Source organism: Chenggangzhangella methanolivorans (assembly GCF_042648545.1).
GTDB classification, from domain to species: domain Bacteria; phylum Pseudomonadota; class Alphaproteobacteria; order Rhizobiales; family Methylopilaceae; genus Methylopila; species Methylopila methanolivorans.
In genome coordinates this window covers 1-10,604 of the sequence record NZ_JBHRXS010000007.1, presented here as the reverse complement: position 1 = coordinate 10,604, position 10,604 = coordinate 1, and the positions used below count along the sequence as shown (strand labels likewise).

Sequence of the window (10,604 nt, the reverse complement as noted above, 5' to 3'; positions counted from 1 at the left end):
AAGGAGATGGAATCAGCACGCGCTCGAAAACGAAACCCCGTTAATGGGGACGCTCCCTAATGCGGCGACGAGGCCGTCGGTCGTTTTCGCCTCACCCCGAAGGGGCGCGGTCGCGCGAGCGCGAATCGCACGCGCGGGCTATGCATGCGAGAAGCGCCGCGCGCAGGAAGCCACCAGCCTCCCGAGCCGTTCGCCGGGCGCCTTCGCTGACGGGCCGCCATATGACGATGACCATCGACAAGACGCCCGCCACCGTCTCGACGGCCGATCGGCGCGCCGCGTCCGCATGACCCGTCCGGCCAAGATCCTGCTCATCGGCGCCTACGCCAACGGCAACATCGGCGACCTGCATCAGGCCTCGTCCCTCGCCCACCACCTCTCGGCGATCCTCCCGGAGGCGGTCGTGCACGCCACGTCGAACAGCGTCGCCGCCAAGCCCTACGACTTTCCGCGCCCGGACCACGTTCTGCCGCCGTCGATCCTGCGCGACTACGACCGGCTCAGCGAGTACGACGCCGTCATCGTCGGCGGCGGCGGCCTGCTGGCCGCCATCCACCGGCCGCTCAACAGCCCGAACTGGCCGCTTCACGTCACGCCGCCGATCATTCTGCTGTCGATGGGCGCGAGCGCCGAGGTGGCGCAGCGATGCCAGACCCTGATCCGCCGGGCGGCGGTCGTCACCGGCCGCGACGAGCAATCCTGCGCGGTCCTGCGCCGCTTCCGCGACGACGTGGAGTTGATCCCGGACCCGATCCTGGCCGACGAGCGCCTCGACGCCCCTGCGCGCGCCCCGAGAGACGAGCTCGCCCGGCTCGGCGTGATTCCCCGCAAGCCGGCGCCCGAGCATCATGAGATCTTCCGCAGGCTGGCGGCCGAGATGAAGTCACGCGACCGCGCCATCACCCTGTTCCCGGCGACCGACGCAGCCTCCGGAGCGCTTCAGCATTTTCAGGACGGGCAGGTGGTCGCGGCGCGCACGATCGCCGAGTGCGTGCAGGCGATCGATCGCGTCACGGGCGTCGTGAGCGCGCGGTACCATGGCTGCATCCTCGCCGCGAAGAGACGCGCGCCGAGCATCGGCGTCGTCACGGGATTCGAGGGGCCGGCGACGAAGATCCACGAGTTCTACAGGCAGATCGCGCACGAGCACCTGCTCGTCGACTTCAACAGCGCGCCCACCAACAGGAACGCCATCGTCCGACGATTGAGGGAAGAGGTCGATTTCGGCGTGATCGAGTCGCGCCTGTCGGGCCTGGCGGCGGAGTTCCGCCGGCGTCTGGCGGGAATTCTGCAGTCGCTCGGGTAAGCGCCGAAGCCGGCGTGACGGCGACCCGCGCGGGCCTCCGCCGTGCTCGGGGATGAGCGCCCGCCCGCCATCGACCGCCCGATGGTCAGGCCTCGGTCAGCGCCGCCGCCTCGACGCGTTTCGCGTTGAGCGCGAGCACGATGCTGTCATAGACGTCCGTCCAGTCGACCTCGAAGTTCCAGTAGGACTTCACCTGTCCGACCTTGATGTCCTCGACTTTCCCCGAGCTCACGAACTGGACGTTCGCCGGGAAATCGCAGTAGGCCCAGCGGCCGTCGAAATACTGCATCCGCTCCTTGCTTCTCAGATAATAGTTGCTGCCGAAGATCACTCCCGGCTTCTGGGCGATGCATGACGTGAAGATGATTCCGCTGGAGTAGACGGCGACATAGAGGTCGATGCTGATCGCCGCCGCGGCCTTTTCGGTCGGCGACCATCCGGTGACGTCGGTGAAGGCGATTCCGTCGTCCAGCAGAGACTTGATATCTTCGGCCACCTGCCGGTCCTGCTCGATCATCTTGAGGTCGTAGTCCTTGACCTGCCCCGCCAGAGGCTTGGACCAGCCTGCGGTCACGATCTGCAATCCGGGATAGGTCTCTGCCAGTCGATTGGCGATCGCCGCGACGCCCTCGACCTGGTTGGTCCAGAACCTGTCATTGGTCCGCACCTCGAACCAGACGGTGGGCGCGCCGGGGATCGGCTTCACCTGCCGGGCGGCGTCGACCACGTCGGGCGCCGACAGCATGGTCTGGAACCGCGCCGCCAGCGCGGCCGAGAAGCTGAAGTCGCCGAGCGCCGGACGGAACGCCAGGCGCTCGGATTCGATGCTGCAGAGGAACGCCTCGTGCATGGTCTCGAACCCGACGGCGTCGAGGCCGGCCAGTTCCGGAAACAGGCGCTCGGCTTCGAAGAAGCCGCTCGGCCCGACGAACATCGTGTCCATCGTCGCGAACGCGCCCTGCTCGGCCAGGAAATGAAACGGCTCGTACTCCTGCAGCGCAGTGTGGCCGATGTGGTTGAGCGAGGCGAAGATGACGGCCGGCGGCTTCGGCGAACCAGAAAGATATCGGGCCACCTTCTCGGGATAGGTCGCGATGAGCGCCCTCAGGACGTTCAGGTCGTCGAGCGAATTCTTTCTGGAATAGACCGAGCTCCAGTTCACGTAGACGTTGTCTTCAAAGAAATACACGCCGACGAAGAATCCGGAAAACACGCCCGGAACCAGCACATAGGGTTTGCGGTCACAGAAGTGATAGAATAGCCGCGCCCCGCCTCGTTCCTCCAGAATGTAGAAGAAACTCCCGGAGGCGCTGATCGTCTCTCCGGTGAGAAAGGACGGGATGCTGAGAGACCCGGTCTTGCAGAGATCATACATGTAAGGCTGACAGGGGAGCTTGCTCCGCCCCTGCTCGACCTGCGTGTGGAAAAACGATTTCAGCGTGTCGTAGTCGACGCCCACGTCCTGAAGGGTCGCGGTCGCTTCGGCGCTCGGCTCGATCGTGTCGGCGACGTCGATCACGCGCATGTCGCGCGACGACCGGAACACGCGCGCCGCGAACGCGAACCTGTCCTGGGCGTCGGTCAGAGCGATCGGATCTTCCGCAGACGCGCCCGCCGCCGCGGCGTTGACGAGGCGTGCGACCTCCGAAAAGCTGCTCTTGAAATCCAGATCCGTCATGAAAGCCGAGGCCCTTCATCTTTCAAGTCGACGAGCAAACTAGTCGCCCGGCAGTCGAATCGACAGCGAAATATCGCCGCCCCAGGCGGCCGCAGCCCGGCTCGGGACGGCTCTTGCGGCGCAAGCCCGTCGGTCCGGCGCAAGGCGCGCCGACCCGGGCGCTTCGGGGGAGGTGGTCGCGGGTTCAGGCCCCGCCGGATCGGCCGGCGGGCGCGAAGCCGGTCGGCGAAAAGTCCGGATAGGTCGCGTCGCGCTCCGAAATGACCAGCGGCCTCTCGGGCCAGTCGATGGCGAGCGCCGGGTCGTTCCAGCGCAGGCCGCGCTCGTGCTGGGGCGTGTAGACGTCGCTCATCAGGTAGAGCATGTCGGTGTCCGGCTCGAGCGTCAGAAAACCGTGCGCGAGCCCCTTCGCGAGATAAAGGCCCCGGCCCTCGACGTCGCCGAGTTCGACGCCGACGCTATCGCCGAATGTCGGACTGTCCGGCCGGACATCGACGGCCACGTCCCACGCCCTGCCCCGCACCACGCGGACGAACTTGGCCTCCGCATGGGCGAAGTCGCGGTAATGCATGCCGCGCAGCGTTCGCGCGGCATGATTGCGGGAGAGGTTGATCTGCGGGCACTCGAACGCGACGCCGGCCTGCCGGAACTCTTCGACGCAGAACGCGCGCGCGAAGAACCCGCGATCGTCCGAACGCGGCTCAAGATCGACGATCAGGGCGCCGTCGATCCTGGTCCGGGTGAAGCGCATCAGAAGATCCGCGTCTCGGGAACCGCCGTCACGAAGCGTCCGCCCCACTGGCTGATCCGCGAGAAGCTCGTCATCACCTCGTCCTTGAGGTTCCAGGGCAGGATGAGCAGGTAGTCGGGCTTCACCTCGTCGAGCGCCGAAGGGTCCAGCACCGGGATGTGGCTGCCCGGCAGGAGACGGTCCTGCTTGTGGGGGTTGCGGTCGAACACGCAGACGATGTCGTCGGCCCCGACGCCGCAGACGTTGAGGAAGGTGTTGCCCTTCGCGGCCGCTCCGTAGCCGGCGATCGTCTTGCCGTCGGCCGCGGCCTTCTCGAGGAACGCCCGGAAGGACCTGCGGGTGGCGTCGACCTTCTCGCTGAAGCCCTCATAGGCCGCGATCTCGTGCAGGCCGGCCTCCGTCTCCTTGGCGCGGACGTGAAGCAGGCCGGGCTGTTCGGCGAAGGCCGCGTCCTTGTGGCAGCAGAAGACGCGCAGCGAGCCGCCATGGGTCGGAAGCTCCTCGACGTCGTAGGCGCGCATGCCCACCGAGGCGAGCGCCTTCTCGACGATCAGCAGCGACAGATAGGAGAAATGCTCGTGATAGATCGTGTCGAACTGAACCTGATCCATCAGGTTCAGAAGATGCGGGAACTCGAAGGTCAGCGTGCCCTCCGGCTTGAGCATGATCGGGAACCCCGCGAGGAAATCGCGGATGTTCGGCACATGGGCCAGCACGTTGTTGCCGAGCATGAGGTCGGCCTTGAGCCCGCGCTCCGCAAGCCGTTTCGCGGTCGCCTCGTTGAAGAACGCCACCTCGCTCTCGACGCCGCGGGTCTTGGCCTCGCGCGCGCAGTTCTCGGCGGGCTCGACGCCGAGCGCGGGCACGCCGCGGGCGACGAAGTGCTGCAGCAGGTAGCCGTCGTTGCTGGCGATCTCGACGACGAGCGAGTCTGGCCCGAGGCCAAGCCGGTCGATCATCGCGACCGCGTAACGCCGCGCATGCTCGACCCAGCTGTCGGAATAGGACGAGTAATAGGCGTAGCTGTCGTCGAAGATCTCGGCGGCGTCCATCGGATCGTCGGCCTGAACCAGAAGACACTCCTCGCAGACCCGCGTGTGCAGCGGAAGCGGATGCTCGCGGCCGGCCTCGAGATCGGCCTTCTTGATGTAGCTGTTGGCGAGCGGCATCACGCCGAGGTCGACGAAGGTGCGGGTCAGGGCGGCGCCGCAGAAGCGGCAGGAGGGGGCGTCCGGCATCTTACCGTCCATAGCTAGCGATCTGCTGCAGGGTGAAGTCGCGAAGGTCCGCGGCGTCGAAATAGGCCCGATACCACGCGGCCGTGAGGTCGATGACGGCCTTCGAGTCGAGCCGCGGCGCGAATCCGATCGCGCGCTTCGACAGCGAGGCGTCGATGTGGAGCAGCTTCATCTCGATAGAGTTCGGATCCGGCTCGTGCCGCCAGCCCTTTCCGGCCTGGAGCCGTTCGCACAGCGCCGTCGCCATTTCGCCCACCGTCGGCAGCGCCTCGTCGGAGGGACCGAAATTGAGCGCCCGCGGCGCCGACGGGTCGAGGCAGATGGCCTGGAGATGCGTGAGATAGCCCGCGACGCAATCGAGCACATGCTGCCAGGGCCGCGTGCTGCTCGGATGCCGCAGCACCAGCTGCTCGTCGGCCTCGATCGCGCGGACGAGATCGGGCACCAGCCGATCGACCGAAAAGTCTCCGCCGCCCACCACGTTGCCGCCGCGCGACGTCGCGGTCGGAACGCCGGCGCGGTCGAAATAGCTGCGGCCGTAGCTGTAGGCCACGCATTCGGACGCGGCCTTCGATCCCGAATAGGGATCGGTCCCGCCGAGCGGATCGCCCTCGACGAAGGCGCGCCCGGTGTCGGAGTTGCGATAGACCTTGTCGGAGGTGACGGTGAGCACGCCCTTCAGCCCCGCGCGGCCGCGCAGCGCCTCCAGCAGATGCACCGTTCCCATCACGTTCGACGCGAAGGTGTCGACCGGATTGCGGATGGATTCGCGCACGAGCGGCTGCGCCGCCAGATGCAGCACCAGCTCCGGATCGGCCGCCTCGACGGCGGCCTGCGTCGCGGCCCGGTCGCGCAGGTCCACGGTGCGGTGCTCGATCAGCTCGGCGAGCCGCGTCAGGGTGAAGAGATTGGGCGTCTGGTCCGGGTCGAGCGCGATGCCGCTGACCTTGGCGCCCATGCTGTGAAGCCAGAGCGCCAGCCACCCGCCCTTGAAGCCGGTGTCGCCCGTGACGAGAACCCGCCGACCGCTCCAGAACGCGGGATCGACGCTGGACGCAGCCATCAGGACCGCCAAATCCGCCAGGGCGCCTTGCCCGCGGCCCACAGGCCGTCGAGCTGGTTCTTGTCGCGCAGCGTGTCCATCGCCTGCCAGAAGCCCTGATGCCGATACGCCATGAGCTGCCGGTCGCGCGCAACGCCCTCGAGCGGCTCGAGCTCGAACGAGATGTGGTCGCCCTCGATGCGGTCGATGATCTTGGGCTCGAGGACGAAGAAGCCGCCGTTGATCCAGGTGTTGTCGCCGGGCGGCTTCTCCATGAAGCGCAGCACCGCGTCGCCGTCCATCTCAAGAGCGCCGTAACGGCCCGGGGGCACGACCGCGGTGACCGTGGCTTCGCGCCCGTGCGACTTGTGGAAGGCCGCGAGGCTGGTGAGGTCGACGTCGGCGACGCCGTCGCCATAGGTCATGAAGAAGGGCTCGTCGTCGTCGAGATAGTCGCGGACCCGCTTCAGCCGCCCCCCGGTCATCGTCTCGGGGCCGGTGTCCACGAGCGTCACCCGCCACGGCTCGGCGTAGCGCTGGTGGTAGGTGACCTCATGCTTTCCGCCGTCGATCGTCACATCGGACTGATGGAGAACGTAGTTGGCGAAGTATTCCTTGATCATATAGCCCCGATAGCCGAGGCAGATGATGAAGTCGCTGATGCCGTGCGCGTAAAAAATCTTCATGATGTGCCAGAGGATCGGACGCCCTCCGACTTCGACCATCGGCTTCGGTCGGAGCGACGTCTCTTCGGACAGACGGGTTCCGAGCCCACCGGCGAGAATGACGGCCTTCAACGCGCAGTCTCCGTAACTGCCTCGCGACGCGAGGCGCTGATCTTCCGGTTGCGGCGGGGAGAACCAGACGCGCCGCCCGCGATCGATGTCGACGGGCGGCGCGGCGAGGTCAGCGAACCCGCTTCACGAAGGCGTCCGGCCAATAGGTGATCCGGTTGGTCAGAACGCTTTCGTTGAACAGCCAGGAGGGCTCCTCGATCACGAAATCCGGGTTCTCGGCGACGAAGTCGTTCGCCGCTTTCTTGGGGTTGTTCCACGTCCAGTCCGGGGTCGAGCGCGGCGCGCCCACCACCTGCTCCATGATGCCGTCGGTGGCGACGACATAGGAGCCGACGCTGACCAGCGGCCCGTAGGCGCGCAGCTCCTCCAGCACGTGGCCGTGGAGGTGGTTGGAGTCGAGGATGACCAGCACGGTCTCGTCCGGCTTGATGCGCCGGCTGACCTCGGCGACCGTCTCGGGCGCGATCGACGAACCCTCGATCATCTCGATGCGCTTGGACATCGGATGCTCTTCGATCGCGCTGCGGTTGTGCGGACGGATCTCGATGTCGACGCCGATCACGCGTCCCTTTCCGAGCATCTCGAAGAGCGAGGCGTAATAGATCAGCGAGCCGCCATGCGCGATCCCGGTCTCGACGATGACGTCGGGCTTCAGGTTGAAGATGACCTCCTGGAGCCGGATCATGTCCTCGGGAAGCTGGATGATCGGACGTCCGAGCCAGGTGAAGCTGTAGACGTGCTTGGTGTCCCAGCCGACCCGGAGCCAGGCCTTGGAGGCGGCGTCGAACGCCGCGGCGTCGGCGATCTCGAGCACGCGTTCGGCCCCGTCGGCTTCACGCACGGTGACCGTGCCGGCGCCCTCGTCGATGATCGTCACAGTCATTGTGCCAAGCTCCAGAACATCAAAAACCGCCGCGCGCCTGAGCCGGCGCCCACTACCGCAAGTCTATCTTCGTCTTTCGACGCCGCACGCTGCATTGTCCATGAGCCCCCAAGAGAAAGCAGACCCGACCACAATTCAATGAAACGACGCCGACCCCCAAGTCTCATGTTTCATCGAAGCTCTACAGACTCCAGCAAATTCGGAAGATAATTCATTACGTCGCGCGGATTGAAATCAAACTCAGATTTAATACGATCAACCGCAATCTTTGGGAAGCGCAATATCGGCGCTCCGGGCTTAACGTCGCAGGTCGCGCCGGTCAATTCGCACAGCCGATCGACTAGCGCGCCATTGGTGATGTCGACGCCGCTCGCCACGTTGTAGAGCGCTCGCTTTCCCCCGAATCCGATCTTGGCCAGCAACTCGCAGACGTCGTCGATCAGGATGTAGTCTTTCGATGACGAAGGATCGGACTGCAACGTGATGCGGCCCGTCGAAGCTTCGCGCATGAGATCCGACAGGAACGTCGGCGAGTCCGGATCATAGCCGACGACGTTGGACAGGCGAGCGACGCGAACCGCGCTTCGGCCGGAGCGGAAGCAGACCGCCTCCCCGTCCAGTTTCGACAGATTGTACTGGTCGGACGGATCGTTCGGGTTGACCACGAGGTCGGCCTCCTCGTCCGCCGACCGCGCTTTCGCATAGACCCTCGTCGAGGAGAGGTAGAGAAAGCTCTCGAAGTCCGCCCGGTCCAGAAGCTCCGTGGCGATCGAGACATGCGCGCGCGCCGTGTCGAAGGGCCGCGTGCGGAAATCCGCCGTCAGCCCGATGCAGTAGAACGCGTGGCCGAGCGGACGGTCGCAGGCCAGCGTCTCGTCGCGCCCGGGGACATAAACCTCGTGCCCGTCGCGGCGCAGCGTCGCGACGAGATGGCGGCCGACGAATCCGCTGGCGCCGAAGACGGTCGCCTTCATGAGCGAGAGCCGACCCGTCGAAGCGGAATTCCCACGTAGACGCCGTAAGGCTCCAGCACGCCGCGCACGATCGAGCCGGCGCCGACCACGCAGCCGTCGCCGATGTCGGCGCCGTCGAGGATGACGCAGTTCGCCCCGATCCAGACGTCGTCGCCGATGCGGATCCCGCCCTTGCTCGGCCGGAAGCCCTGGTCGCGGATGCGCGCGTCGCGGCTCTTGAACTCGTGGTTGGTGGGCGCGAACGTGCAGTTCGCCGCGATCGCGCAATAGCTGCCGATCACGATGCCATGGCCGGTGTAGAGCACGTTTCCGGAGTTGATGGTGGTGTGCGCGCCGACGACGATGTCGCCGACGCCGCCGGCCGGCTTGATCTTCACGAAGGAGTCGATGACCACGCCCTCGCCGAACACGATCCGGGTGCCGCGCACCGAGTCCTCGATATCGGCCATGGGCGACACTCTGGCCGTGGGATGGACTTCGATCACGCGTCGCTCCGTTCCGGCGGGACGCGCAGGCCGCGACCCTTCCCCCCGCGCGTTCAGACAAGCGCAGTTCGACGTAGGATTAAAGACGATCGATCCGCGCCGCCACTGCGATCCGCGCCGCGCGGCGCGGATCGGCGCCCGGCATCATCGCTAGGCGGGGCCCGGGAACTCGGCTAATGACGGCGAACGTCTCCAAAACGCTGCGGCGCGCAAAGCTCGGCGAAAGACGCGACGAGCCTCGACGCATCACAGGACCTTCATCGGCCCCGCGCTATTTTTCGACGAGCAAGAAGACGACGGTTCTTCCGACCACAGGCGCGACGTCGTCGATCCGACGATCGCGCCGCGTTTAGATTTCTCTCTCAGGTTTCAAAATGCGATCTGGTTCGAAGAACGTTCTCATCTACGGCGCTTACGGCAACGGAAACATCGGCGATCAGTTTCAAGCCTCCTCGGTCGAGCATCACATCCGGACCCTCGCGCCGGAGATCGACGTCTACGCGACCTCGAACAGCTCTTCGCAGAAGCAGTACGAGTTCTCCTCGCAGGATCACGTCCTTTCCGCCGACGCGATCTACGACGCCGACCAGATCAACCGCTTCGACGCGCTCGTGATCGGCGGCGGCGGTCTGCTCGCCTCGGTCCACAGACCGCTCCAGAGCGCTGACTGGGTGGCGAAGATCCGCGTTCCGATCATCCTCCTCGGCCTCGGCGCGTCGCAGGAGGTCGTGGGGAAATGCCGGGCGCTGGTCGAGGCCGCGAGCGTCGTCACAGGGCGCGACACCTATTCGTGCGAGTCGCTCGGCGAGGTCCGCCAGGACGTCGAGTTGCTGAACGATCCGATCCTGATGGACGCCAGGCTCGACCACCTCCCGTCCCGCGCGCCCGACGAGATCGCGCGCCTCGGCGTCGTTCCGCGCAAGCAGACGGGCCGCTACGAGAAGGTCTTCCGGCATCTCGCCGAGCAGATAAAGCGGCGCGACCGCGTCATCAGCATGTTCCCCGCGACCGACCGCGCGTCAGGCGCGCTCGAGACCCTCGCCTCGGCCCGGATCATCGAGACGCGGCTGATGTCGGAGTTCGCAGAGGCGATCGACGACTGCACCGGCGTCGTGAGCGCGCGCTTTCACGGCTGCATCCTGGCGCTCAAGCGGTCCAGGCCCTGCATCGGGACGATCAACAACCTCGACGAGCTGAAGTCCAAGGTGGCGGAACTGTTCAAGCAGGTGGGCCACGCCCACCTGCTCGTCAATTTCAACGACACGCCTCTCGGCCGCAACCACATCGCCCAGAAGCTCGCCAGCGAGTACGACCACGACCTGGTCCGTCGCAGCATCGCGCTGATGCGGATGGATTTCGACGCCAAGCTGACGCGGATCCTGTCGACGCTCTAGGGAGCGTCCCCATTAACGGGGTTTCGTTTTCGAGCGCGTGCTGATTCCATCTCCTT

General features: G+C 66.0%; 10 protein-coding genes. 2 read left to right on the top strand and 8 right to left on the bottom strand.

From position 1 onward, the window contains the following. Positions 1-286 precede the first annotated feature (286 nt). Positions 287-1,306, top strand: a complete 1,020-nt coding sequence (locus tag ACFOWB_RS18905; protein WP_378148833.1) for a polysaccharide pyruvyl transferase family protein — start codon at positions 287-289, stop codon at positions 1,304-1,306. An 85-nt stretch (positions 1,307-1,391) separates the two neighbouring features. On the opposite strand, the gene ACFOWB_RS18900 is transcribed toward ACFOWB_RS18905, so the two are convergent. The 8 genes from ACFOWB_RS18900 to ACFOWB_RS18865 form a co-directional block, all read right to left on the bottom strand. Beyond that, a complete protein-coding gene (locus ACFOWB_RS18900; protein ID WP_378148832.1) occupies positions 1,392-2,984 on the bottom strand; it encodes a hypothetical protein in 1,593 nt (530 codons plus the stop codon). A gap of 184 nt (positions 2,985-3,168) precedes the next feature. Further along, the gene (locus ACFOWB_RS18895; RefSeq protein ID WP_261404409.1) at positions 3,169-3,735 is read right to left on the bottom strand and encodes a dTDP-4-dehydrorhamnose 3,5-epimerase family protein; all 567 of its coding nucleotides are present in this window, start codon (positions 3,733-3,735) and stop codon (positions 3,169-3,171) included. Further along, positions 3,735-4,973, bottom strand: a complete 1,239-nt coding sequence (locus tag ACFOWB_RS18890; protein WP_378148831.1) for a methyltransferase domain-containing protein — start codon at positions 4,971-4,973, stop codon at positions 3,735-3,737. The genes ACFOWB_RS18895 and ACFOWB_RS18890 overlap by 1 nt, the downstream gene beginning before the upstream one ends. A 1-nt stretch (position 4,974) precedes the next feature. After that, positions 4,975-6,036 (bottom strand): CDP-glucose 4,6-dehydratase, encoded by a 1,062-nt coding sequence (gene rfbG, locus ACFOWB_RS18885; RefSeq protein ID WP_261404410.1) that lies wholly within the window; start codon positions 6,034-6,036, stop codon positions 4,975-4,977. Continuing rightward, positions 6,036-6,812, bottom strand: coding sequence for a glucose-1-phosphate cytidylyltransferase (gene rfbF / locus ACFOWB_RS18880; protein WP_261404411.1), 777 nt, complete (start codon positions 6,810-6,812; stop codon positions 6,036-6,038). The genes rfbG and rfbF overlap by 1 nt, the downstream gene beginning before the upstream one ends. Before the next feature lie 109 nt (positions 6,813-6,921). Continuing rightward, the gene (locus ACFOWB_RS18875) at positions 6,922-7,695 is read right to left on the bottom strand and encodes a cephalosporin hydroxylase family protein (RefSeq protein ID WP_261404412.1); all 774 of its coding nucleotides are present in this window, start codon (positions 7,693-7,695) and stop codon (positions 6,922-6,924) included. 170 nt (positions 7,696-7,865) lie between these two features. Beyond that, entirely contained in the window at positions 7,866-8,669 is an 804-nt protein-coding gene (locus ACFOWB_RS18870; RefSeq protein WP_261404413.1) for an NAD-dependent epimerase/dehydratase family protein, read from the bottom strand. Continuing rightward, a complete protein-coding gene (locus ACFOWB_RS18865; RefSeq protein WP_315855151.1) occupies positions 8,666-9,118 on the bottom strand; it encodes an acyltransferase in 453 nt (150 codons plus the stop codon). Before ACFOWB_RS18865 ends, ACFOWB_RS18870 begins: the two co-directional genes overlap by 4 nt. 410 nt (positions 9,119-9,528) lie before the next feature. Between ACFOWB_RS18865 and ACFOWB_RS18860 the strand changes: the two genes are divergently transcribed. After that, on the top strand, positions 9,529-10,548 hold the full coding sequence (locus ACFOWB_RS18860; protein ID WP_261404415.1) for a polysaccharide pyruvyl transferase family protein: 1,020 nt from the start codon (positions 9,529-9,531) through the stop codon (positions 10,546-10,548). The last annotated feature ends 56 nt before the right edge of the window (positions 10,549-10,604 follow it).

Excerpts from the sequence above, each read along its gene's own strand:
- ACFOWB_RS18905 (WP_378148833.1), top strand. The coding sequence starts at position 287 with ATGACCCGTCCGGCCAAGATCCTGCTCATCGGCGCCTACGCCAACGGC.
- ACFOWB_RS18900 (WP_378148832.1), bottom strand. The coding sequence starts at position 2,984 with ATGACGGATCTGGATTTCAAGAGCAGCTTTTCGGAGGTCGCACGCCTC.
- ACFOWB_RS18895 (WP_261404409.1), bottom strand. The coding sequence starts at position 3,735 with ATGCGCTTCACCCGGACCAGGATCGACGGCGCCCTGATCGTCGATCTT.
- ACFOWB_RS18890 (WP_378148831.1), bottom strand. The coding sequence starts at position 4,973 with ATGCCGGACGCCCCCTCCTGCCGCTTCTGCGGCGCCGCCCTGACCCGC.
- rfbG (WP_261404410.1), bottom strand. The coding sequence starts at position 6,036 with ATGGCTGCGTCCAGCGTCGATCCCGCGTTCTGGAGCGGTCGGCGGGTT.
- ACFOWB_RS18875 (WP_261404412.1), bottom strand. The coding sequence starts at position 7,695 with ATGACTGTGACGATCATCGACGAGGGCGCCGGCACGGTCACCGTGCGT.
- ACFOWB_RS18870 (WP_261404413.1), bottom strand. The coding sequence starts at position 8,669 with ATGAAGGCGACCGTCTTCGGCGCCAGCGGATTCGTCGGCCGCCATCTC.
- ACFOWB_RS18865 (WP_315855151.1), bottom strand. The coding sequence starts at position 9,118 with ATGGCCGATATCGAGGACTCGGTGCGCGGCACCCGGATCGTGTTCGGC.
- ACFOWB_RS18860 (WP_261404415.1), top strand. The coding sequence starts at position 9,529 with ATGCGATCTGGTTCGAAGAACGTTCTCATCTACGGCGCTTACGGCAAC.